Origin of the sequence: Streptomyces bluensis (assembly GCF_014650715.1) — a bacterium.
In the GTDB taxonomy this organism is placed as follows: Bacteria; Actinomycetota; Actinomycetes; order Streptomycetales; family Streptomycetaceae; genus Streptomyces; species Streptomyces bluensis.
Genome location: NZ_BMVM01000005.1, coordinates 348,706 through 371,261, shown reverse-complemented (window position 1 = coordinate 371,261; position 22,556 = coordinate 348,706). Strand labels below are relative to the sequence as shown.

Here is a 22,556-nt window from a genome sequence, read left to right as displayed (position 1 = left end):
GGTCGGTAACTCGGTAACTCGGTAACTCGGTAACTCGGTGACGAGGAGTCGGCTGGTCAGTCCTGGGCGCGGCCCGTGGTGACGCGGGCGATCATGAGAGCGATGAGGATGATGCCTCCGTAGATTGCCTGGATCCAGAAGGACGGCACCTGGGCAAGTTGCAGCAGGGTCTGTACGACACCGAGAAGCAGGACGCCGGTGAGGGCGCCGAACATGGTGCCCTTGCCACCGTCGAGGCTGATGCCGCCGATGACCGCCGCCGCCATCACCGTGAAGATCATGTTGTTGCCCTGGTTGGCGCTGATCGCGCCGACGTAGCCGGTCGTCATGATCCCGCCGACCGCGGCGAGGACGCCGGCGACGACGTACACCCCGAAAACCACCCGGTCGACCCGGATGCCGGCGGCGCGGGCGGCTTCCGTGTTGCCTCCGATGGCGTACAGCGAGCGGCCGATCCGGTGGTACCTGAGGACCAGTCCGGCGATGCCGAAGGAGATCGCGGCCAGCCACACCGACATCGGGATGCGCAGGAACGTGGTGGTGGCCAGTGAGAAGAACGCGTCGGGCATGTCGAACAGCGTCTTGCCCTTGGTCGAGCCGACCAGCAGACCGCGCAGCACGATCAGCATGGCGAGGCTGACGATGAAGGCGTTCAGCTTGAGCTTCACCACGAGTAAGCCGTTGAACGCGCCGATCGCCCCGCCCACGACGAGGATCGCCAGCAGGGCAAGGGCGGCGGGCCATTCGGTGCCCCAGCCCGACGTTGCGACGGGCAGCACCAGCAGCGCGCCGACGGCGGGCGCGATACCGACCACCGACTCCAGCGACAGGTCGATCTTGCCGATGATCAGCACCAGCGCCTCGGCCAGCACCACCATCGCGAGCGCGGCGGAGGACGCGAGGATGGAGACCAGCGTACGTTCGGTGAGGAACGAGTCGTTGACAAAGGCGCCGATCACCACCAGCAGCAACAGAGCGGGGAGCAGCGCGAGTTCGCGGGCGCGGTTCAGCAGCACGCTCTTGAGGGTCTTGCTGTCGGGCGCTTTCACGGGGGTGGGTGCAGAGGCCGACGGGGCCTTCGTGTCAGCCATGGTCCACTCCTTCGATGGAGGCGATCAGCTCGTGGTCGTGCCAGCCCGCCCGGTGCTCGGCGACGACCCGGCCGTGGAAGAGGACGAGGACGCGGTCGCAGCGGCGCAGGTCGTCGAGTTCGTCGGAGACGACGAGCACGGCGGTGCCGTCCTCGCGGGCGCTGTCCACCCGCGAGAGCAGGGACTCCTTGGACTTCACGTCCACGCCCGCGGTGGGGTTGATGAGCACCAGCAGACGGGGATCGGAGGCGAGGGCGCGGGCCATCACGACCTTCTGGGCGTTGCCGCCGGAGAGGTCCGAGACGGGCTGGTCGGGGCCCTCGGCATGGATGTCGAGGCGCTCGATCAGCTCGGTGGCGACACCGCGCTTGCGGGCGGTGCCGACGAGCCCGTACCGCCCGAGCCGGTCCAGGACGCTCATCGTGGCGTTGTCGCCGATGGTCATGCCGAAGACGAGCCCCTGGCCGTGCCGGTCGCGGGGTACGCAGCCGACGCCGGCCTTCAGGGTGGCCCGGACGTCGCCGAAGGGGAGCGGTGTGCCGTCCAGCAGGGCGGTTCCGGACGTCGGGGTGTGCAGTCCGGCGAAGGTCTCGGCGAGCGCGATCTTTCCGCTGCCGCTGGAGCCGGCGAGCCCGACGACCTCACCGCGGCGGACGGTCAGGGCGACGTCCCGGTACGTGTCCGAGGTCAGGTCCCGCACGTCGAGGACGACGGGCGCGTCGACGCCGTCCTGTTCCACCACGGCCTCCGCCGCGGCCGCCTGGCGTTCGGCGACCGCCTCCCCCGCCATCGCCTCCACCAGCGCGGCGCGCGGGAGTTCGGCCACGGGTGCGGTGGTGATCCAGCGGGCGTCCCGCAGCACGGTCACCGCCTGGCAGACCTCGTACACCTCCTGGAGGTGGTGGGAGATGAACAGGAAGGTGACGCCGGACTCCTGGAGTGCGCGCATCCTCTCGAAGAGGCGCTCGATCTCGCGGTTGTCGAGTTGGGCGGTGGGTTCGTCGAGGATGATGAAGCGGGCGCCCTGGCTCAGGGCCCGGGCGATCTCCACCATCTGCCGGTCCTCGACCTTGAGGTCGGCGGTACGGGCGCCGGGGTCGACGTGCACGTCCCAGGTGTCGAGGACCGCGGTGGCCTCCGTGTGCAGGCGGCGCCAGCTGAAGAAGCCGCGCCGGCTGTCGGGCTGGCGGTTGAGGAAGAGGTTCTCGGCGACCGTCAGCTCGGGGACCACGGTGGGCCTCTGGTAGACGCAGGCCACCTTGGAGCGCCAGGCCGCCCGGTCGCCGAGCGGGGGTGCCGGCTCACCGTCGAAGCGGACGGTGCCCGCGTCGGGCGCCTGGAGTCCGGTGAGGACGGTGACGAGGGTGGACTTGCCCGCGCCGTTGCGGCCGACGAGGGCGTGGGACTCGCCGGGCAGGACGGTCAGCCGGCCGTCCTGCAGGGCGACGGTGGGCCCGTAACGCTTGACGATGCCCGTGGCCTCTACCAGGGGGGTGGCGGTGGCAGCGCTCATTTGACCGTGTTGCCCCAGAGCTCGGGGTCGTCGACGTTGTCCTTGGTCACCAGTGGCGCGGGCAGCTGGTCCTCAAGGATGCCGCTGGGCAGCTTGACGATCGTGGAGCCATGGTCGGTCGGGCCGGGCTTGAACGTCTTCCCCTCCATCGCGGCCTTGATGTAGTACATGCCGTACTTCGCGTAGGCGTCGGCGGGCTGCGAGACGGTGGCGTCGATCTCGCCCTTGCGGATGGCGTCGAACTCCTGCGGGATGCCGTCGTTCGAGACGATCGTGATGTGGCCGTCCTGGCCGGCCTTCTTCAGCATCCCCTTGGACTTCAGGGTCTGCAGGGTCGGCGCGAGGTACACACCGCCGGCCTGCATGTAGATGCCCTTGATGTCGGGGTTGGCGTTGAGGAGCGTGTCCAGCTTGGAGGCCGCGGTGTCGGACTCCCACTTGGCGGGGATCTCCAGCACCTTCAGCCGGGGGAAGTTCTTCTTCACACAGGCCCGGAACGCCTCGGAGCGGTCGCGGCCGTTGACCGAGGCGAGGTCGCCCATGATCTGCACGACCTTGCCGGACGGAATCTGCTTGCCGAGGTACTCGCAGGCCTTCTCGCCGTACGCGACGTTGTTGGCGCGGACGACCATCGCGACCTTGCCCTTGTCGGGCGCCACGTCCACGGCGACCACCGGGACGCCCTTGCGCTCGGCCTGGTCGAGCCCCGCGACGATGGCGGCGCTGTCGAGGGGAGCGACGACGAGGCCCTTGGCCCCTTGGTTGAGGGCGTTGTTGATGTCGGTGATCTGCTGGGACGGGTCGCTGTTGGAGTTGACCGTCTTGAGCGCGTCGACGCCCTCGGTCTTGGCCATCTTGGGCACGTAGTCGTTGTACGACTGCCAGAACGGCGAGGTCAGCAGGGGCAGGATCACCCCGACCTTGCCGTCGCCGCCGCCCTCCCCGCCGGAGGAGACGTCGTCCTTGGTGCTGCCGCACGCCGCGAGCACGAGGGCGGCACAGGACGCGGCGACCGCCGCGCGTACCTTCCGTGCCCCTGTCTGCCCGTTCCGTGGGTTTGTGCCGGCCATCTCTCAGCTCCTCGTCGAGCGGTTCCAGCAGGTGCACGCATATTTATCAGACCACTTCCCCTTCACAACACCCTCCGGCACCAGGATTTCCCGCTTTCTGGATGTAGTGGTCCGACCACCTGCCTGGTTAGACTGCGGCGCACCGACAACAGGAGGAGTGGCGTGAACGAGACCCCGAGCGAGGCCGCTCCGCAGAAGGCCACGGTGACGCAGCGCGCCATCGAGCGGATCAAGGCGATGATCGCCGAGGGCCGCCTGGAGCCGGGGCAGCGGCTGCCCACCGAGCGGGACCTCGCGGCCCAGCTCGGCATGTCGCGCAGCTCGATGCGGGAGGCGATCCGGGCGCTCACGGTGCTCGGGGTGCTGGAGGCACGGCACGGGTCCGGCATCTACGTCACCCAGCTGGAGGCCGGGGACCTGCTGGAGACCTTCGGCGTGGTCGCCGACCTGTCCCGTGGTCCCCGTCTGGTCGAGCTGCTGGAGGTGCGCCGCATCCTGGAGTCGACGGCGACCGCGCTGGCCGCCGCGCGCATCACGGAGGACCAGCTCGCGGAGGTCGAGAAGCACCTGACCGCGATGAACGGCACGGACGACCCCGAGGAGATCATCGCCCACGACCTCGCCTTCCACCGTGAGATCGCGGCCGCCGCGGGCAACGAGACGATGGCCGCGATCCTGGAGGGTCTGTCCTCCCGCACCTTCCGCGCCCGGGTCTGGCGCGGCTACCAGGAGGAGGGCGCCTTCGCCCGCACCCGCAGCGAGCACGCCGCCATCCACCGCGCCCTGCTCGCCCACGACCCGGAGGCGGCACGAGCGGCCGCCGCCGCGCACGTGGGCGAGGTGGAGCAGTGGCTGCGCACCCAGCTCAAGGACTAGCGCGCCACGGCCCACGCAGTCGGCCATACGGTGATCCGGCCGCCGCCTGGAGCCGCGAACGGTACAGCCCGAACTCCCCGATCCTCGCGGCCTGTCGGGACCGTGTCACCCGCACCCGCCACCGGCGGGCCCGTACGGGCGCGCTCAGCAGCAGGATCCGGCTGGCGCCGATCGTCCCGGCCCCGGCGACCCGTGTCCAGGCGCCGCCTCGTTCGGCCTCGACGACGAAGTCCTCGACCTGTTGCCCGTACCGGATGTCCTCCGCGAGCCGGACACGGTCCACCTCGCGTGCCGCGCCGAGGTCCACGGTGACCGTGCCCGGCGAGGTAGTGACCTGTGCCCCGAGGGCCAGGTCCTCCGGCAGCTCTCGGTCGATCCGCTCACGGAACTCCCGCAGCCGGGTGACGTCGGAGGCCGGGAGCAGACCGGCCTTGTCCGGCGGCACGTTCAGCAGCAGTACGGCGTTGCGTCCCACCGAGCCGAAGTAGATGTCGGTCAACTGCTGGACGGACTTGGGCTGTTGGTCGGCGTGGTAGAACCAGCCGTCCCGGATGGACACATCGGCCTCGGCCGGCCACCACTGCAGGTGGTCGGCCACGGGCCGCGCGGCGACCAGGGCGTCCCGGCCGCCCATGTCGGGCGCGTCGTACGAGAGCGCGAAGTCCATGCGCCCGTTGTCCTTCTCCTGGACGGGTACGACACTCCACTCGTTCTCCCGGGCGAACCCGCCCTCGTTGCCGACCCAGCGCACATCGGGGCCGGACACGGCGATGGTGGCGTCCGGTGCGAGGCTCCGGATCAGCGTGTACCAGCTGTCCCAGTCGTACGTCTCGACCTTGTCCGGCGGGATGCGCCCCTGGGCGCCGTCGAACCACACCTCGTCGACGGGCCCGTACTCGGTGAGGACCTCGTAGAGCTGGTCGAGCATATGGGCGCCGTAGTCGGTGGCCGGGAGCGTGAAGGTGGGCCCGTCGTCCGGGCGGTCGTCCCCCGCGACCGGGGTGGGGATGGTGCGCTGGGAGCGGGCGCTGCCGTTGGCGTACACGCCGTGCAGGTACTGGTTCTCGTCGGCCGGCGAGATGTACACACCGACCTTGATGCCGTGGCGGCGCATCGAGTCGGCGAACGAGCGCAGCACGTCGCCCTGTCCGCCCTGCCAACTGCTCGACGCCACCGTGTGACCGGTGTAGCGGGAGGGGTAGAGCACGAAACCGTCGTGGTGCTTGACGGTGAGGATGGCGAGCTTGAAACCGCCGTCGCGCAGGGCGCGGGCCCACTGGTCGGTGTCGAGCCCGGTCGGCTGGAAGACGTCGGGGTCCTCGTCTCCGGTGCCCCATTCGAGACCGGTGAAGGTGTTCACGCCGAAGTGCAGGAAGGCGGTGCGTTCCAGCCGCTGCCAGGCGATCTGCCGTGCGGTGGGCCGGACCTCGGACGCCTTGCGGACGAGTTCGTCCGCCGTGTCGTCGGGGCTGACGGGGATGCGGTACGGGGGCCCGTCGGCGAAGGGGGCCGTCTCGGCCGCTGCCGCGGGTGTCGTGAGGGCGAGGGAGGTTCCGGTGGAGTCGGCGAGCGTCGCGGCCGCCGTGACGAAGGCTCTTCGGGAGATGGCCATGCGCGTGTGCTCCTCGGGTCGGGCGGGATGCTCCGGGTCACTCGGACAGGTCCTGGTGAGGCCGTCCCGTCAGTGGGCGGTCACCTGCCACACGGCGGGCGGGCGCTGGTCCGGCGGGTACTGGACGAGGCGTCCGTCGTCCGTGACGTGCACGGCCATGCGGGTGATCGCGTTGACGAGCCGGTGGCCTCCGGGCGCGGGCACGGGCACCCAGCGCTGCAGGGTGTTCGAGGCGGCGCAGGTCTCCTCGGTGACCGAACTGCCCGGTTCCAGCGGCACGTTGAGGGTCAGCTTCCCGCTGCGTGTCTCCAGGCACCTGCCGCTCGTGACGGACTTCAGGGTCACATAACCGTCGGGGGTGCGTGCGACCTGGAGGTCACGCGTCACGCCGTCACTGCGGAAGGTGTACGTCCCGTCGGCGAGCGGTACGCGGGTCAGGTCACGCCATCCGGGGGCGTGGCCCAAGGCTCGGGCGCGGGCCGTGAACTCCGTGTAGGTGGGGTCCGGGCGGGGCGCTCCCCAGGTGGCCTGGGCGATGTGCCTCAGCGCCGGGTCCAGGGCGACGGCGACCTCGTTCTCGGTCTCGCCGCGTCCGTTGTCCGGCCACAGGCTGATCTTCGCCCCGGTGACGCCGGTGCGCGAGGCGAGCTTCTCGCCCTCGAAGCTGCGCGGGTCCCAGCCCTGGTCGTACAGGCCCTTGGTGTCCGTGTGGAAGCCGCCGCGCACCAGGTAGAGGGAGTAGGAGGCGTTCATCAACGGATAGCCCTGCGCGAGGATCCGACTGGGCTTCACCGCCACGTTCAGCCAGTGCTCGACCGTCGTGCCCGCGGTGACCGGCACGGTGTTGGCGCCGGTGAGCCCGTCGTTCCAGATACGCAGCTTCTTGCCCTGTGCGGCGGCATGGGCCTGGACGCGGTTGACGAAGTCGATGAACGCGTCCTGCGGGGTGGCGTTCGCACCGTACTTCTGGCGTGCGTAGGCGAGGACCTGCGGGTACTTGGCGAAGTCGGAGCCGAGCATGTACTCGTCGGCGCCCATGTGCCAGGAGGTGGCCGGGAAGACCTCGGCGTACTCGTCCATCAGGCTCGTGTAGTAGTCGAAGGCGGCCTGCTGGGTGACGTCGAGCCGGGAGGGCTGCTTGACACCGTCGGAGTCGGTGAGCTGCAGGTCGGGGCGGTTCTCGATCCAGGGGTCCATGTGGCCCGGGGAGTTGATCTCCGGGATGATCTCCACGTGGTACTTCTCGCCGAGGGCGACGAGGCGGCGGATCTGGTCCTTGGTGTAGTAGCCCCAGGTGTTGGCCTCGGGGTGGGCGTCGCTCTTCACCTTCAGTTCGAGGAGGAGCTGGTTGAGCTTCTGGTACGCCATGTCGCGCACCAGGTTCTCCAGCCACTCCGTGGAGATGTTGACGTAGCAGGCGCAGACGCCGACGCCGCGTTCCTCGTACTCGGGCACGTCGACGGTGCTTCCGGCGGGCACGCGGTCGCCCTGGGCGAGGAGCTGGAGCAGGGTCCGGGTGCCGTAGAAGGCGCCGGTGTCCGTCCTGCCGGTGATCGACAGGCTGGTGCCCGCACGGAGTTCGTACCCCTCGCTGCCGAGCCGGGCCGCGGAGGGGTCGATGTCGACAACGATGTCTCCGGTCCGTGGCGTGACGTCCCCGACGACGGGTACGGTGCCGCGGCCGGCCTCTCGCAGATCGTCGGCGAGGGTGTCCGCGACCTCGCGTGACTCCTGGTCACGGACGACGATGCGGGTACTGCGCCCGAACGCGTAACTTCCCTCTCCAGGCGCCCAGTTGGACAGTGCGGGCACCGTGACGGGCGGCGGCCCCGCCTCCTGGGCCTGCGCCGCCGCCGGAACGGGCGCCGCGAGCAGGACCAGCCCCGCCACGGCACCGGCCAATCTGGACCACGCCATACCGCACCACCTCACAGGCAGTTCGCAGTCATCGGATGTCTGATCCTTGGAGGGCGCTCCCTCTGCTGTCAATGGGGCGTGCGCATACGGGTGTTGAAACATTTCCTCGGCAGATGTCGAAGAACTCATGGGAACTCATCGGAACTCACCGCACTCATCGAACGGGGCGCCGAAGGTCGAGAAACGGGACGCTCGACGTGGCGCCTCCGGCAGGGCACAGTGCTCCTCGTACCCGTCGGCTACCGGCGAGTACGTCCATGCCTCACGCACAGGGAGCGCCCGTGACCAGCTGGGCCGGCCGGACCGCCGCCGAGATCGCCGCCGCCGTACGGGAGAGGCGGATCACACCCCGCGAGGTCGTGGCGGAGCACCTCGCGCGGATCGAGCTGCTCGACGCCCGCGTCGGAGCGTTCCGTACGGTACGGGCGCAGGCGGCCCTGGCCGAGGCGGACGAGGTGGGCGCCCGTGGCGACCTGCCCGAACTGCCCCTCGCCGGGGTGCCCGTGGCGGTCAAGGACAACCTCGCCGTACGGGGCGAGTCGACCCGCGTCGGCAGCGCCGCGACCCCGGACACACCGGCCGGGCAGGACCACGTCACGGTGGCCCGGCTGCGTGCCGCGGGCGCCGTGGTCGTGGGCCTCACGAACGTGCCCGAGCTGTGCGTCTTCGGCACCTCGGAGGGGGTGTACGGCATCGTGCGCAACCCGTGGGACACCACGCGTACGGCGGGCGGTTCGTCGGGCGGCAGCGCGGCGGCGGTCGCCGCCGGTATGGTGCCGGTCGCGCTCGGCAACGACGGGATGGGCTCACTGCGCATCCCGGCCGCCAACTGCGGGCTGATCGCCCTGAAGCCGGGCCGCGGGGTGGTCCCGGCGGGCATCGGTGACGGCGACTGGTTCGGCATGTCCGAGAACGGGCCGCTCGCGACCACGGCCGAGGACGCCCGGCTGATGTTCTCGGTGCTGGCGGACGCGCCCGACGCGGCCCGTCCGTCCGGGGCCGAGCCCCGCCGGATCGCGGTCTCCGTGCGCAGCCCGCTGCCCGGCGTGACCGTCAGCCGCCCGTACACGTCCGCGGCCCGTGAGGCGGCGAAGCTGCTGGCCGGGGCGGGGCACCGGGTGCGGCGCGCCGATCCGCCGTACCCGCTGTGGCTGGGCACGGCGTCCCTGGCGCACTGGACGGCGGGAACGTCGGTCGACGCCCGGGGGCTCGATCCACGGGACCTCGCCCGCCGCACCCGCGTCCACGCGGCCGTGGGCCGCCGCTTCGTCCGGAGCGTCCGGGAGGGCGACCGCCGCGACCGGCTGCGTCGCCGTATGGAGCCGTTCTTCGCCGAGCACGACGTGCTGCTCACCCCGGCGCTGGCCCGGCGCGGTCCCGCCGCCGCGCCCTGGCACGAGCGCGGCTGGCTGCGCAACCTGCTGGCCAACACCGCCTACTCGCCGTTGACGCCGCCGTGGAACCTGACCGGCTGGCCGGCGATGTCCGTGCCGTTCGGCACGCTGCCGGGCGGTGCGCCGTGCGCGGTCCAGCTCGTGGGCCGCCCGGGCAGCGAACTCGAACTCCTCGCACTGGCGGGCCAGTTGGCGGAACTGCGCCCTTGGCAGCGCACGGCGCCGCTCGGCTGAGGACGCAAGCGTCCGGTCACAGGGCCCGGTACATGACGTGCAGCCCGACCCGCCCGTGCCGGGGATGGTCGTACGCGTCCGGCACGGTGCCGAGAACGGTGAAGCCCAGCGACGTCCACAGCCGCACGGCCGGGTTGGTCTCGACGACGGCGTTGAACACCATGCCCCGGTAACCCTCGGCCTTCGCCGCGGCGAGGACGTGCTCGGCGAGGGCGCGCCCGATGCCGCGCCCGCCCTGGCCGGGATCCACCATGAAGCCCGCGTTGGCCACGCCGGCCGCGGGACCGCCGTAGTTGGGCGTGAGATAGGCGGAGCCGACGACGGCTCCGGTGGCGTCCTCGGCGACGTACACACGCTTGGCAGGCGCCATCCACAGGGCGCGAGCGGCTTCTTCGGAGGTGTCCCGGTCCCAGGTGTAGCTCTCGCCGGCGGCGACGATGCGGTGCCAGAAGGGCCAGATGCGCGGCCAGTCCCCGGGCGTGGCTTCTCTGATCAGCATGGGCGCGAGTGTGGCACGCCCATGCCACCGGCGATCGCGGCGGGTCCTGCCCGATCAGTCCACGCTGGGGAGGATGTGGGGCTCCGCGAGGTCGTCCTCGTACCCCGCGAGGCGGATCGGTGCGGACCTGGCCCAGACGTCGAGGCTGCCGAGCTGCTTCTGGGGCCGGCGGCCTCCGCGCTCCGCACGATCCTTGGGCCGCTGATCGCGATTGCTCTTCTCCGGTGTCACCGCGCACTCCTTATGTGTCGGGTCACCCTCGGGACGGGCCGGCTCACCGTACTGCCGTGCGCTGGACGCCCGCTTGGGTCGGCTTCAGAAATGGTTCGGACGCGGTGGCGCCTGTCGAGTTGTGGTGAGAACATGCCGTTGTGACCGGCTTGTCCCGGGACGGACCGGGTGTGGGTGGAACCCATATAAGACTGTCCGTCCGCTACAGGGTAACCATTTGAGCGGGTGCCCGCTCGATGGGGCCGGAAACAGAGGGAACTGCCCTGAATCGTTCCGTGTCCGGCCGACGACGGAACGGCACGAGGAGCGCCGCGCCTTCACCATCCGTCTGTGAACTGACGGCCCGTCATGAGACGGTACGCGGATGACCTCTCCCTACGGACTCCAGGGCCGGGCCGCGATCGTCACCGGGGCCTCGCGCGGGATCGGGCTCGCCGTCGCCGAGGCGCTGGTGGCGGCCGGTGCGCGTGTCTGTGTCACGGCACGTGATCCGGAGAGTGTGGCACGGGCCGCCGCCGCGCTCGGCGGCATCGGGCTCGCGGGGTCGGTGGCCGACCCGGCGCATCTGAGGGCGCTGGCCGAGCTGACGCTGCGGGAGTTCGGCCGGATCGACCTCGTCGTCAACAACGCGGGCACGAACGAGCCGTACGGGCCGCTCCTGGACGTCGATCCCGACCGTCTGCGCGATGCCTTCGCCGTCAACGTCGAGGCGCCGCTGCGGCTGGTGCAGCATGCGTGGCGGGCCTGGATGGGCGAGCACGGAGGTGCCGTGGTGAACGTCTGCACGGAGGGCGCGGGGCATGTCGGGCCCCACGTCGGCGCCTACGGCACCAGCAAGGCGGCCCTGCTGCACCTCACCCGGCAGCTCGCCGGCGAGCTGGCGCCCACGGTGCGGGTCAATTCCGTCTCCCCCGGGCTCGTCCGCACCGAGATGGCGCGGTTCGTGTGGGAGGGCGCGGAGGAGGAGCTCGCCACGGGACTCCCGCTGGGCCGCCTGGGCGCGCCCGAGGACATAGCGCGGGCCGTCGTGTGGCTGGCCTCGGACGCGGCGGAGTGGGTGACGGGGGCGGATCTGCTGGTGGACGGCGGAACGCGGGTCAGGGCGGCGCACACCTCCTCCGGGTACGCCGTCCACGACCGCCTGCGGTCACAGGCGCCACCTCGCGGATGACGAGGACTGCCCCTCCCTCACGGGAACAGGGCGATGCCCACGAGGACCAGCAGGATGATGCAGGCGACGAGCAGGATCGTCCCCCAGGTCCAGGGGTGCCTCACCGTTTCCGTGGGGCCACCACCGCGGGGCCGGTCCTCCGGCAGTTCGGGGTGGTCCGGACGGTCCCTCGCGTAGAACTCCTCGTCGGTCGGATACACGTTGCGCGGATCGTCGTGGCTTCGCGGATCGATTCCGTGTGAATTGTTCATGGCAACTCCCGGCGCGGTCGTCCTCGTGAGGGCCGGGTACCCCGGTGCGTGCCGACGGCACGTCACAGGCGGCGGCTCACCACTTACCGGGCGCGTAGTCCTTGAGGAAGACGCCGTACAGGTCCTCGCCCTGCTCACCGCGCACAATCGGATCGTAGACCCGGGCCGCGCCGTCCACCAGGTCGAGCGGCGCGTGGAAGCCGGCCTCGGCGAGGCGCAGCTTGTCGTAGTGGGGGCGCTCGTCGGTGATCCAGCCGGTGTCGACCGAGGTCATCAGGATGCCGTCGGTCTGGAACATCTCCTGGCCGCTGGTCCGCGTCACCATGTTCATCGCGGCCTTGGCCGCGTTGGTGTTCGGGTGCCCCGCGCCCTTGTATCCGCGGCCGAAGACGCCCTCCATCGCGGAGACGTTCACGACGTACGCGCGTCCGCTCGTCGCTCTCCTGGCGGCCTCGGCCATGGCCGGGCGGAGCTTGCTGATCAGGATGAACGGCGCCGTGTAGTTGCACAACTGCGTCTCAAGGAGTTCCACCGGGGAGATCTGCTCGATCGTCTGCACCCAGGTGTTGGTGTCCACGACGTCGGGGACCAGGCCGCCCGCGTCGATGGCGGTGCCGTCGAGGTGCCGCTCGACGCTGGCGTTGCCCGCGACCAGGGCGAGGTCGGCGACCTTCTGCGCGTCGAGGCCGCTGGTACCGAGGGGCAGGGCGGCCAGGCCGTCGACCGCGCCGGAGTTGAAGGCGCCGATGACGTGGTGGGCTGGGAGCTCCCCGGCGGGCAGCGGGGCGCTCTCGCCCTCAACCAGGGCGGCGTAGGCGGAGGGCAGGCGGCGCACGGTCTGCGTCGCGTTGTTGACGAGGATGTCGAGCGGGCCTGCCTCGGCGACCTGGTCGGCGAGGGCCACGACCTGCGCCGGGTCGCGCAGGTCGATGCCGACGACCTCCAGGCGGTGCATCCAGTCCGCCGAGTCGTCCATGGCCTTGAAGCGACGGATGGCGTCCTTCGGGAAGCGCGTGGTGATCGTGGTGTGCGCGCCGTCGCGCAGCAGCCTGAGCGCGATGTACATGCCGATCTTGGCGCGACCGCCGGTGAGCAGGGCGCGCCTGCCGGTGAGGTCGGCGCGGGCGTCGCGCTTGGCGCGGTTCACGCGGGCGCAGTCGGGACAGAGCTGGTGGTAGAAGTAGTCGACTTCCACGTACCGGGTCTTGCAGGTGTAGCAGGAACGAGGTCGCTGGAGTATCCCCGCGATCTGCCCCTCGTCGGTGACGGACGACGGCAGGATGCCCTCGGTCTCGTCATCGATGCGCTGGGCGGAGCCGGTGGCGGTGGCCTCGGTGACCGCCTTGTCGTGGGCGGTCTTGGCGGCCCGGCGCTCCTGGCGGCGGCGCTGCTTGACCGTGCGGTAGATGCCCGCGGTGGCCCGGCGCACGGCGATCGCGTCCGGGTGGTCGATCTCCAGCTTGTCGAGCTCTTCCAGCACGCTGAGGCACACGGCCAGCCGCTCCGGGTCGATGCCGGGGCCGTACGAGAACGCGGTCGCCTCGTCCACAGTCGCCGGGCCGTCCTCTGTCACCGTCATCGCCGCTGCCGTTCCTTGGGTCACCCGTCGCGGCGCTCCTTCCGCGCTCGCTGTCGAACGCGGAATTGTACGGAGCGCCGGGCCGGGTGACCAAACCCGTTCCGGTCACCGGAAGCGGGGGCGGGTCATGGAGCGCAGGCGTCGAGCAGTGTCTCCACCTCGGCGGAGACGGCCTCGGCGAACCGGTCGAGGTCCGGCACGGCCTCGGCGTCGGCCACGAGCCCGTAGTGGACGCGGCCGCGGTAGGTCGAGACCGCGACCGCCAGGGACTGGCCGCCGGCCAGCGGCGCGAACGGATAGACCTCGGTGAGCGCGTGCCCGCCGAGCCTCAGGCCGAGGCCGGGCAGCGGCACGCTGGTGACGAGGATGTCGAACCAGAGCCGGGCCGCCTGGCTGACCAGCGGCCCGCCGAGCCGGTGGCCGAGCGGCGGCACGTGGTCGGCGAGCAGCGCGACGGCGCCCGCGCCCCGGTTGGGGCCCGCGTCCTTGTTGCGGTCCATGGCGGTGCGGACCGCGCCGAGGCGGCCGAGCGGATCCGGTTCGTCCACGGGGAGCCGTATCAGGTAGCCCGAGAGCCGGTTGCCCTGTGGGTGCGCGGTGCGCGGGCGGCGGTTGGAGACGGGGATCAGGGCGCGGGGCGCCACGCCCTCACTGCCGTCGCCGCGCTCGTCCAGCCAGCGGCGCAGGGCGCCCGCGACGATCGCGATCAGGACGTCGTTGACGGTGCCGCCGACCGCCTTGCGCACGATGTGCACCTCGTCGAGGTCCAGCACCACACCGGCGGTACGGCGGGTGCCGCTGGACCGCGAGGCGAGCGCGGGGCAGGGGCGTACTTCCAGGGTGGAGCGGGCGACGGAGGCTCCGATGTCGAGCGCGCGGCCCACGTCGGAGAGGACGCCGCGCAGGAGCCCCGGCAGTCTGCGCACATCGGGGAGGAGTCCGCGCGGGGGCGGGTCGGGCCGGGGCCGGGGCGCGGGCATGTCCGTCGGGTCCAGGACGGCGGCGGCGAGCGTCAGGGCGCGCAGGCCGTCGGCCAGGGCGTGGTGGAACTTGAAGAGCACGGCGAACGAGGTGCCGTCCTCACCGGGCAGCACATGGGCTTCCCAGGGCGGCCTGTCACGCTGCAGCGGGCGCTCCATGAGGGTGCCCGCCACCGTGTGGAAGTCCGTGGTCGGGGCGTGCAGCCTGACGTGGTCCAGGGGGTCGAAGTCCTGGGTGGGCTCGCGGACGGCCCCGCCGAAGGCGGTCGGGAAGGTGGGTGCGAACGCGAGGGGCCGCCATACGTCCCGGATGCGCATACGCAGCCCCGGCACGGCGGCGGCGCGGGCCGCGAGCAGATCGGCCGCGTGGACGCCGGCGGTGGGCGAGTGGGCCGCGAAGACCCCGAGGGCACCGAGGTGCATCGGGTGCTGCGCGGACTCGATGTTCCAGAAAGCCAGGTCGAGTGGTGCGAGCACGTCAGAAGTCATCGCTTGCCTCGCGTCGATGAAGGGTGAAGCCAGTAGTCAAACGCCGACAAGCGATTACGGTCAAGTACGATCAAGCTACGCACAGTTAACAGCAGATTAAGTCCCGCCCCTCCGAAAGGGGCGGGACTCATGAGGCGCTTGTGGTCGTACGAGGACAGGTGACGTCACCCGTGCAAACACACCCCACCCGTACGGGCGCGGGCCATCCGTGCAGGGGCGCGTGTCACTCGCCGGCCGTCAGCGCGCCGGGCACCCCGTCGGAGCGGCGCGCGACGCGTCGCGGATCAGGGCCTCGTGCGCGGCCTTCAGTCGCCCGACATCCGGCTTCATGACCGCACGGTCGTACGTCAGGAAGCCGTTCAGCTCGCCCTCGACGTCCGTGATCTGGGTGTAGACGGCACCGTTGCTGCCCCGGCAGGCCAGCGCGCGCACCTCGTCGAGCTTCGTGAGGTAGTCCTCGGTGTAGGTCGCCGGGTCGACGTCGACGTACGACTGCTGGACGGACCAGGCGTGCCCGGGGACCGCCAGGCCGAGGCCGCCGTACTCGCCGCTGACGAGTGCCCGTTCCCCGTCGGGGCGGGGCGGGAGCGCGGGGCTCGGGTAGCCGTGCTCGTCCATGATGTCGCCGGTGCCGCCGTCGGCCCCGAGGTTGAGGCCCGACTGGCCGTTGACCAGCCGCGTCGGGTCCCAGGCCTTCGCCTGCTCGGCGATACGGCCCACGTCGTACTGGCCCCAGCCCTCGTTGAAGGTGACCCACATGACGACCGACGGGCTGCTGATGTGCTCGTCGATCATCTCCTTCATCTCGCGCTCGTACTCGGCACGGGCCGCCGCACTCGGAATCACCCCCGCGGTCATCGCGGGCATGTCCTGCCAGACCAGCAGCCCCAGCCGGTCGGCCCAGTAGAACCAGCGGTCGGGCTCGACCTTGATGTGCTTGCGCACGGCGTTGAAACCGAGCTCCTTGTGCGCCTTCAGGTCGTACGCGAGCGCCTCGTCGGTCGGGGCGGTGTGCAGGCCGTCGGGCCAGAAGCCCTGGTCGAGCGTGGCCATCATGAAGACGGGTTCGCCGTTGAGGAGGGTGCGCGGGGTGCCGTTCACCTTTTCGACGGCGACGGACCGCATGCCGAAGTAACTGCCGACCCGGTCGGCGCCCACGCTCACCTTCAGGTCGTACAGGAAGGGGTCGTCGGGCGACCACAGGCGCGGGTCACGGATGGTCAGGGTCAGCGGGGTGCCGGTGCGGCCGCTCGCCGTGGCCACCTTGCGCCCGCGGTCGTACGCCGTCGCCGTGACGGGTACGCCGTCACGCACCCCCTTGGCCTCGACGGTGAGCCGCCCGCTCGCCGCGTCCGGTACGAGCCTGAGGGAGTCGACGTGGTCGGGTGCGACCGGCTCCATCCACACCGTCTGCCAGATGCCGGACGACGGGGTGTACCAGATGCCGCTCGGGTCCAGGCGCTGCTTGCCGAGCGGCGGGTTCTCGCCGTTCGCGGCGTCGGTCGGGTCGTAGACGCCGACGATGAGTTCCTGGGTGCGGCCGGGCTTCAGCGCGTCGGTGATGTCGGCGCTGAACTTGTCGTAACCGCCCTTGTGTTCGGCGACCTTGGTGCCGTTGACGTACACCTCGGACCGCCAGTCCACGGCACCGAAGTTCAGCCGCAGCCGCTTGCCGGAGCCGATGTGCCAGTCACGGGGAACCGTGAAGGTGCGGCGGTACCACATACGGTCCTCGTGCCGCTGGATGCCGGAGAGCTGGGACTCCACCGGGTACGGGACGAGGATCCGCTCCTTGAGGGTCCGGCCGAGGGGCGGCTGCTGGCCCGCCTCGGCCGCCTCGAACTGCCAGCGCCCGTTGAGGTTCTGCCAGGCGTCGCGCGTCAGCTGGGGCCGGGGGTACTCCGGGAGGGCGTTGTCCGGTCCCACCTCGTCGGCCCAGCGGGTGCGCAGTTCGTAGGTGGAGCGGTTGGGGCCGCTGCTCCAGAACTCCTTGACAACGTTGCCGTCGGCGCTGGTGAGCCCGCCCCGGCCGTCGTAGTGGAGGTCGGTGGCCCCGCGTGCGGTGCCCGTCTTGTTGCCGACCACGGGCTCCTTGAGGGCGACGAGCAGGGCCTTCGGGTCGGCGGGGTCCGGCCTTGCGGCCCCCAGGGGCCACTCGGCGCCGCCGATCACCGCGGTGAGGTGGTCGGTGAAGGCGGCCGGAGGTGCGGCGAGGTCCTGGGCGAAGTCCAGCTTCATCGTGCGGCCGTCGCTCAGGACCGTGGCGGCGACGGCGCCGTCGTAGTCGAAGCCGTCGGGCAGGCGGAACGCGGACTGCGGGACGGCCACCTTGCTGCTGTCCGGCGGGGTCCAGCGCAGGTGGAAGTTGGAGCCGCCGTAGTGCTCGAAGTACTCGATCCTGATGTCGTAGGCCCGGCCGGCGGTCAGCTCGATGGGCTCGGCCGTCTGTTCGCGGTCCCAGTCGTCGACCCAGTGGTCGATGGCGATCTTTCCGTCGATCCAGAGCCGGAAGCCGTTGTCGGCGATGATCGAGAAGGTGTGCGGTCCGGTCTTCTCCGGAACGATCTTTCCGGTCCAGCGGACGCTGACGTCGTCCGACTGTCCGGCGGTGGCGGCCAGGCGCGGCTCCAGGTTGTCGAAGTCGAGGTTCGGTTCGAAGCGGGTGGCCTTCAGCGCGTCGAAGTCGAAGGCGCCCGGGGCGGAGTGCGTGTAGTACTCGCCCTTCAGACCGTGGACCTCGGCGGGGTCCCCGGCGGCGGTCGCGGTCGGTGCGGCGGTGAGTCCCGCGAATCCGAGGGCGACCGCGAGCAGTAACACGAGCGGGAACGTGAGTCGGTCTCTGAGTCGTCTGATGCGCACGGATCCTCCTTGAGAGGTGAGGATGGGTGGCGGCTCGCTGCTCAGTTCTCAGCGGTACAACGTTGTCACGTACGGCAGTTGGCATGACAACACGGATTCCGTTTCCCGTCCAGGAACTACGACACCGTCTGTCCCTTGCCCAGCGCGATCACGCCGCTCTTGGAGACCGTGTACAACTCGGCGTCCCGCTCGGGGTTGACGCCGATCGTCGCGCCCGGCGGCACCTGGACGCCCTTGTCGAGGACCGCGCCGCGCACGACCGCGCCCCGCCCGATGTGGACGTTGTCGTGCAGCACCGAGCCCTGGACGACGGCGCCGGGGTCGACCACCACACCGGGTGAGAGCACCGACCGCGTCACCTGCCCGCGGATCAGGCAGCCTGCGCTGATGATCGACTCGCCGGCCATGCCGCCCGCGTTGAAGCGGGCCGGGGACAGCTGGCCCGAGTGGGTGTAGATGGGCCAGCTGCGGTTGTAGAGGTTGAAGGCGGGGCGCTCGGCGATGAGGTCCATGTGGGCGTCGTAGTACGCGTCGAGGGTGCCGACGTCGCGCCAGTAGCCCCGGTCGCGGCTGGTCTCGCCGGGCACGTGGTTGGCGCTGAAGTCGTACAGCTGGGCCTCGCCGCGGCCGGTGAGCTGGGGCAGGATCGAACCGCCCATGTCGTGCACGGAGTTCTGGTCCTCGGCGTCCCGCTGGAGGGACTCCACGAGGGCCTTGGTGGTGAAGATGTAGTTCCCCATGGAAGCGAACACGCGCTCGGGATCGTCCGCCAGGCCCGGCGGGTCGGCGGGCTTCTCCAGGAAGCGTTCGACGGTCTGCCCGTCGGAGCCGGGCGTGATCACACCGAACGACGACGACTCGGCGCGCGGCACCCGTATCCCCGCGACGGTGACGCCCGCACCGCCCTCGATGTGCTGCTGCAGCATCTGCCACGGGTCCATGCGGTAGACGTGGTCGGCGCCGAACACCGCGACGTAGTCGGGCCGTTCGTCATGGACCAGGTTCAGGGACTGCAGGATGGCGTCCGCGCTGCCGAGGTACCAGCGCGGGCCGAGCCGCTGCTGCGCCGGGACCGGTGTGACGTAGTTGCCGAGCAGGCTCGACATCCGCCACGTCGTGGTGATGTGCCGGTCCAGCGAGTGCGACTTGTACTGCGTCAGCACACAGATCCGCAGGATGTCCGCGTTGACGAGGTTGGACAGGACGAAGTCGACGAGGCGGTAGGTGCCGCCGAAGGTCACCGCGGGTTTCGCACGGTCGGCGGTCAGAGGCATCAGCCGTTTGCCCTCGCCGCCCGCGAGTACGATTCCCAGCACCGAAGGTCCACCGCGTCGCATGCCGCCGCCCCTCTACGCCCGGTTGTGCCGCTGTGCTCTGCACTCTGCCTGTCTCTGTCACCCTGTCGCTGTCACGCCTGTTTGAGGACTTCCTCGTAGAGGTGGACAGTGCGCCGGGCCACCGCGTCCCAGCCGAACTCCCGTACCGCACGCTCCCGTCCGGCCGCGCCCAGGCGCGCGGCGGTCTCCGGGTCGGCGAGCAACACGTCCAGGGCGCGCGTGAGCTGTGCCTCGAAGTCCTCCCCCGTCGGCACGAGCAGCCCCGTCACGCCGTCCTCGACGACCTCGGGGATGCCCCCGACGCGGGAGGCGACGACGGCCGTCCCGCACGCCATCGCCTCCAGGTTGACGATGCCCAGCGGCTCGTACACCGAGGGGCACACGAACACCGAGGCATGCGTGAGGAGTTGGACGACCTCCGCGCGCGGCAGCATCCGCGGGATCCAGTGCACGCCCTCGCGCACGGCGCTGAGCTCCTGGAACAGGGCGCGGAACTCCTGGTCGATCTCCGGGGTGTCGGGGGCGCCCGCGCACAGCACCACCTGTGCGGCGGGATCGATGTCGCGTACCGCGCGCAGGAGAGAGGGCACGCCCTTCTGGCGGGTGATCCGGCCGACGAACAGGACGTAGGGGCGGCCGGTGTCGAGGCCGATCCGGTCAAGGACGTCGCGGCCGTGGTCGGGCTGGTAGAGGGAGGTGTCGATGCCGTTGTGCACGACGCGGACCCGGTCCGGGCGCAGCGTCGGGTAGCTGGCGAGGATGTCCTCGCGCATGGCGCCGGACACGGCGATCACGGCGTCGGCGGCCTCGATGGCGGTGCGCTCGGCCCAGCTGGACAGCGCGTATCCGCCGCCGAGTTGCTCGGCCTTCCAGGGGCGCAGCGGCTCCAGCGAGTGGGCGGTCATCACATGCGGGATGCCGTACAGCAGCTTGCCGAGGTGGCCGGCGAGGTTCGCGTACCACGTGTGCGAATGGACCAGGTCGCGGCCTTCGAGCGCGGCCGCGACGGACAGGTCCACGGAGAAGGTCCGCAGCGCGTCATTGGCGCCGTCGAGCGCGGGCCAGGGGCGGTGGCGGACGACTCCGCCCGCGGCGCCCTCGCCCCAGCAGTGCACCTCCAGGTCGGTGAGCGACCTCAACTCCCGGGCGAGGAACTCGACATGGACCCCCGCCCCGCCGTACACGTCCGGCGGGTACTCCCGGGTCAGCAGGCCGACTCGCACCCGAAAACCCCCTGTCGCAGCGGTTGGTTCCCACATGGTCACCCAGATGTGGCGGCTGGGGAAGACCGCGTTTCTCCTCGGGCGTCCCGCGTTCAGTCGCGGGACGGCGGGCGGTCGAAGCAGCAGTCGCCGCACAGTCCGCCGCCGGGCACGCGGTAGTAGAGGCAGCAGCTGCGGCGCCGCAGGGTGACGGGGTCGAGGGTGTCCGACAGGCCGGGGTGTGCGAAGAGGTCCGCGGCGAGCCCGCGGGCCCGGTCCCGTACCTCCGGGCGCCCGCCCGCGGCCGCCCAGCGTTCGAGCTGGCGTACGGCGCCCATGAGCGCGGAGCCCGCGTTGCCCCACAGCAGCCGCTCCGACATGCGGAACCGCTCGCGCAGGGCGGCCGCCAGCGGGGCGAGATGCCCCTCCCGGACGACCTCGCCGATCGCGTCGGCCGGCAGGGCGCGCACCTCGGTCAGCCACAGCTCGTCCGGGGCGGCGCCGTCCGGGTCCCAGCGCAGGAGTTCTGGAGCGAGGTCGGGCACCTGGTCGTACAGGGCGGCGGATCCCAGGGCGACCGCCCACAGCCGGGCCACGAGTCCCTGGTGCGCGAGGGAGACCGCGACGCGTGTCTCGGGCGCTCGAACGCTGTCCGCGACCTTGCGGACACGGAAGCCCACGGGGTCCGCGAAGGCCGCGCGAGGGTCCCCCTCTGCCTCGGTGTGCCGTGCCGTGTACGCCTGGGCGAGGGTGGGCAGCGGGCCGTACGGCGGTTCTCCGGTGCGCAGCACGAAGAAGCCGCCGAGGGCCCGGAGCGCGGTGAGGTCGGTGTCGAGAGCCACGAGGAGCAGTGGTACCAGGGCCCCTGAGGGGATTCGCCGGGAGGGGTGTTGTTCGTCAGGACGGAGCACGCGGCCACCCGTCTGGGGGATGACGGACGGGCCGTCCTACTCCATCGGCAGTAGGACGCAATGAGTGCTCAGGGACGACGACGTGAACGCCTTCGCGAGGCATCGTTGTAACCATGGAAGCCGACCGTTCGCCGCGCCGGGCCGAGAGCCCCCGCCGCTCGCCGAGGAGCAGCTCATGAGCGCCCTCGCGTTGTCCGTGCTGCTGTCCTTCGTCTCCGCCGTGGCCTACGCGGGCGGGGCGATCGTGCAGGAGCGGGTCGCGGTGTCCTCTCCCGGCGAGCCTTACGCTCCGCTGCGCAGGGCGGGTTGGTGGGCGGCCGTCGCGCTGAACGGCCTCGGTGCACTGCTCCACGTGATCGCGCTGGCCTACGGCCCGCTGAGCCTGGTGCAGCCGCTGGGCGCGCTGACCATCGTGTTCGCGCTGCCGATGGCCGCGCTCTTCGTGGGCCGCAGGGCCGGGGCGACGGCGTGGCGGGGCGCGGTCATGGCCACGGTCGGTCTGGCGGGTCTGCTGGCGCTGGTCGGCGCGTCGGATACGCAGTCCCTGGACGGCACTCAGCGCGTGGTGGTGGCCCTGGCCACGGGCGGCGCGGTGGTGACGCTGATGGTGGCGGCGCGTGCGGCGCACCGCCACCCGGCGGTCCGCGGCATCCTCCTCGCGGTCGCGGCGGGTGCCGCGTTCGGCATGTCGTCGGTGTTCACGAAGATGGTCGCGGTCGACTGGACCGGCGGTGTCTCCCTCACCGATGTGCCGACACTTGCGGTGATAGGCGTCCTCGCGACGGCCGGCATGCTGCTGTCGCAGGCCTCCTACCGGGGCGCCGGCCTCGCGGCACCGCTCGCCACGCTGACCGTGGTGAACCCGGTGGTGGCGGCCGCGGTCGGCATCACGATGTTCGGCGAGAGCTTCCGCTACGGCACGACGGGCACCGTGCTGGCGCTGGGCTGCGGTGTCGTCGCGGCGGGTGGCCTGATCCTGCTGACCACGGAGCGGCTCGCGGACACCCTGCCCGAGCCGGCGGACCCCGCTGTGCCGGCCGGAACCGACGTGGCGCGGCTCGGTGTTCCGGCCGGGCCGGACTCCGTCGGGGAACTGCTGACCATGGCGCTGCCCGAGCAGCCCGGCGCCCCGGTGCACGACGAGGTGCGGGAGGTCCTGATACCGGCCCCCGCGCAGGTGCCGCAGGAGGAGGCCGGCGACGGACGGGGCCGGTCCGACGAGCCACCGCACTCGTACGGCCCCTTCTACGGCGTCCCGTGCGTGCCGGTACCGGTCCTCGACCGGCGGCCACGCAGCCGGGTCACGTCCTGAGCCGTCGCCCGGCTGTCCGTCGCCCGGC

At 71.3% G+C, this 22,556-nt stretch carries 18 protein-coding genes; 4 read left to right on the top strand and 14 right to left on the bottom strand.

What is annotated here, in order from left to right; translation table 11 throughout:
* Positions 1 to 56: 56 nt before the first annotated feature.
* The 3 genes from IE262_RS16610 to IE262_RS16600 are packed head-to-tail and all read right to left on the bottom strand — an operon-like array spanning position 57 to position 3,674.
* Entirely contained in the window at positions 57 to 1,091 is a 1,035-nt protein-coding gene (locus tag IE262_RS16610) for an ABC transporter permease (RefSeq protein WP_189874478.1), read from the bottom strand.
* Positions 1,084 to 2,604, bottom strand: coding sequence for a sugar ABC transporter ATP-binding protein (locus tag IE262_RS16605; RefSeq protein WP_134037579.1), 1,521 nt, complete (start codon positions 2,602 to 2,604; stop codon positions 1,084 to 1,086). The genes IE262_RS16610 and IE262_RS16605 overlap by 8 nt, the downstream gene beginning before the upstream one ends.
* Complete coding sequence (locus IE262_RS16600; protein ID WP_189874476.1) at positions 2,601 to 3,674, bottom strand: sugar ABC transporter substrate-binding protein; 1,074 nt, start codon at positions 3,672 to 3,674, stop codon at positions 2,601 to 2,603. Before IE262_RS16600 ends, IE262_RS16605 begins: the two co-directional genes overlap by 4 nt.
* Before the next feature lie 162 nt (positions 3,675 to 3,836).
* On the opposite strand from IE262_RS16600, the gene IE262_RS16595 reads away from it, so the two are divergent.
* Positions 3,837 to 4,550, top strand: coding sequence for a FadR/GntR family transcriptional regulator (locus IE262_RS16595; RefSeq protein ID WP_189874474.1), 714 nt, complete (start codon positions 3,837 to 3,839; stop codon positions 4,548 to 4,550).
* Here IE262_RS16595 and IE262_RS16590 read toward each other — a convergent pair.
* Positions 4,540 to 6,162 (bottom strand): alpha-L-fucosidase, encoded by a 1,623-nt coding sequence (locus tag IE262_RS16590; RefSeq protein WP_189874472.1) that lies wholly within the window; start codon positions 6,160 to 6,162, stop codon positions 4,540 to 4,542. The genes IE262_RS16595 and IE262_RS16590 overlap by 11 nt on opposite strands.
* 69 nt (positions 6,163 to 6,231) lie before the next feature.
* Positions 6,232 to 8,079 (bottom strand): glycoside hydrolase family 20 protein, encoded by a 1,848-nt coding sequence (locus tag IE262_RS16585; RefSeq protein ID WP_189874470.1) that lies wholly within the window; start codon positions 8,077 to 8,079, stop codon positions 6,232 to 6,234.
* Positions 8,080 to 8,360: 281 nt separating this feature from the next.
* Between IE262_RS16585 and IE262_RS16580 the strand changes: the two genes are divergently transcribed.
* The gene (locus IE262_RS16580) at positions 8,361 to 9,707 is read left to right on the top strand and encodes an amidase (RefSeq protein ID WP_134037564.1); all 1,347 of its coding nucleotides are present in this window, start codon (positions 8,361 to 8,363) and stop codon (positions 9,705 to 9,707) included.
* Positions 9,708 to 9,723: 16 nt separating this feature from the next.
* Here the strand turns inward: IE262_RS16580 and IE262_RS16575 are convergent, their stop codons facing one another.
* Together IE262_RS16575 and IE262_RS16570 are read right to left on the bottom strand one after the other, a co-directional pair.
* Positions 9,724 to 10,206: a GNAT family N-acetyltransferase gene (locus tag IE262_RS16575; protein ID WP_134037561.1), complete on the bottom strand. Its 483-nt coding sequence runs from the start codon at positions 10,204 to 10,206 to the stop codon at positions 9,724 to 9,726.
* 54 nt (positions 10,207 to 10,260) lie between these two features.
* Positions 10,261 to 10,437, bottom strand: coding sequence for a hypothetical protein (locus IE262_RS16570; RefSeq protein WP_166681665.1), 177 nt, complete (start codon positions 10,435 to 10,437; stop codon positions 10,261 to 10,263).
* Positions 10,438 to 10,801: 364 nt separating this feature from the next.
* On the opposite strand from IE262_RS16570, the gene IE262_RS16565 reads away from it, so the two are divergent.
* Positions 10,802 to 11,608 carry an SDR family oxidoreductase gene (locus tag IE262_RS16565; RefSeq protein WP_189874468.1) on the top strand — a complete coding sequence of 269 codons (807 nt, stop codon included), beginning with the start codon at positions 10,802 to 10,804 and terminating at the stop codon, positions 11,606 to 11,608.
* 17 nt (positions 11,609 to 11,625) lie between these two features.
* Here IE262_RS16565 and IE262_RS16560 read toward each other — a convergent pair whose 3' ends face one another.
* From IE262_RS16560 to IE262_RS16530, 7 genes are all read right to left on the bottom strand, one after another.
* Positions 11,626 to 11,859, bottom strand: coding sequence for a hypothetical protein (locus IE262_RS16560; protein WP_189874466.1), 234 nt, complete (start codon positions 11,857 to 11,859; stop codon positions 11,626 to 11,628).
* Positions 11,860 to 11,935: 76 nt separating this feature from the next.
* Positions 11,936 to 13,438 carry an SDR family NAD(P)-dependent oxidoreductase gene (locus IE262_RS16555; protein ID WP_134037555.1) on the bottom strand — a complete coding sequence of 501 codons (1,503 nt, stop codon included), beginning with the start codon at positions 13,436 to 13,438 and terminating at the stop codon, positions 11,936 to 11,938.
* Positions 13,439 to 13,563: 125 nt separating this feature from the next.
* On the bottom strand, positions 13,564 to 14,907 hold the full coding sequence (locus IE262_RS16550) for a wax ester/triacylglycerol synthase family O-acyltransferase (RefSeq protein ID WP_189874464.1): 1,344 nt from the start codon (positions 14,905 to 14,907) through the stop codon (positions 13,564 to 13,566).
* A gap of 237 nt (positions 14,908 to 15,144) precedes the next feature.
* Positions 15,145 to 17,766: a PA14 domain-containing protein gene (locus tag IE262_RS16545; protein WP_189874462.1), complete on the bottom strand. Its 2,622-nt coding sequence runs from the start codon at positions 17,764 to 17,766 to the stop codon at positions 15,145 to 15,147.
* 116 nt (positions 17,767 to 17,882) lie between these two features.
* Entirely contained in the window at positions 17,883 to 19,103 is a 1,221-nt protein-coding gene (gene glgC, locus IE262_RS16540; RefSeq protein ID WP_189874460.1) for a glucose-1-phosphate adenylyltransferase, read from the bottom strand.
* A gap of 71 nt (positions 19,104 to 19,174) precedes the next feature.
* Positions 19,175 to 20,326 (bottom strand): glycogen synthase, encoded by a 1,152-nt coding sequence (glgA, locus tag IE262_RS16535; RefSeq protein WP_189874458.1) that lies wholly within the window; start codon positions 20,324 to 20,326, stop codon positions 19,175 to 19,177.
* 92 nt (positions 20,327 to 20,418) lie between these two features.
* Positions 20,419 to 21,147 (bottom strand): (2Fe-2S)-binding protein, encoded by a 729-nt coding sequence (locus IE262_RS16530; protein ID WP_229877290.1) that lies wholly within the window; start codon positions 21,145 to 21,147, stop codon positions 20,419 to 20,421.
* Positions 21,148 to 21,391: 244 nt separating this feature from the next.
* On the opposite strand from IE262_RS16530, the gene IE262_RS16525 reads away from it, so the two are divergent.
* Entirely contained in the window at positions 21,392 to 22,528 is a 1,137-nt protein-coding gene (locus IE262_RS16525) for a DMT family transporter (RefSeq protein ID WP_189874456.1), read from the top strand.
* Positions 22,529 to 22,556 lie beyond the last annotated feature (28 nt).

Coding starts and splice junctions, on each gene's coding strand:
- IE262_RS16610 (WP_189874478.1), bottom strand. CDS start 1,091: ATGGCTGACACGAAGGCCCCGTCGGCCTCTGCACCCACCCCCGTGAAA.
- IE262_RS16555 (WP_134037555.1), bottom strand. CDS start 13,438: ATGACGGTGACAGAGGACGGCCCGGCGACTGTGGACGAGGCGACCGCG.
- glgC (WP_189874460.1), bottom strand. CDS start 19,103: ATGCGACGCGGTGGACCTTCGGTGCTGGGAATCGTACTCGCGGGCGGC.
- IE262_RS16575 (WP_134037561.1), bottom strand. CDS start 10,206: ATGCTGATCAGAGAAGCCACGCCCGGGGACTGGCCGCGCATCTGGCCC.
- IE262_RS16605 (WP_134037579.1), bottom strand. CDS start 2,604: ATGAGCGCTGCCACCGCCACCCCCCTGGTAGAGGCCACGGGCATCGTC.
- IE262_RS16525 (WP_189874456.1), top strand. CDS start 21,392: ATGAGCGCCCTCGCGTTGTCCGTGCTGCTGTCCTTCGTCTCCGCCGTG.
- IE262_RS16600 (WP_189874476.1), bottom strand. CDS start 3,674: ATGGCCGGCACAAACCCACGGAACGGGCAGACAGGGGCACGGAAGGTA.
- IE262_RS16550 (WP_189874464.1), bottom strand. CDS start 14,907: ATGACTTCTGACGTGCTCGCACCACTCGACCTGGCTTTCTGGAACATC.
- IE262_RS16590 (WP_189874472.1), bottom strand. CDS start 6,162: ATGGCCATCTCCCGAAGAGCCTTCGTCACGGCGGCCGCGACGCTCGCC.
- IE262_RS16560 (WP_189874466.1), bottom strand. CDS start 11,859: ATGAACAATTCACACGGAATCGATCCGCGAAGCCACGACGATCCGCGC.
- IE262_RS16565 (WP_189874468.1), top strand. CDS start 10,802: ATGACCTCTCCCTACGGACTCCAGGGCCGGGCCGCGATCGTCACCGGG.
- IE262_RS16585 (WP_189874470.1), bottom strand. CDS start 8,079: ATGGCGTGGTCCAGATTGGCCGGTGCCGTGGCGGGGCTGGTCCTGCTC.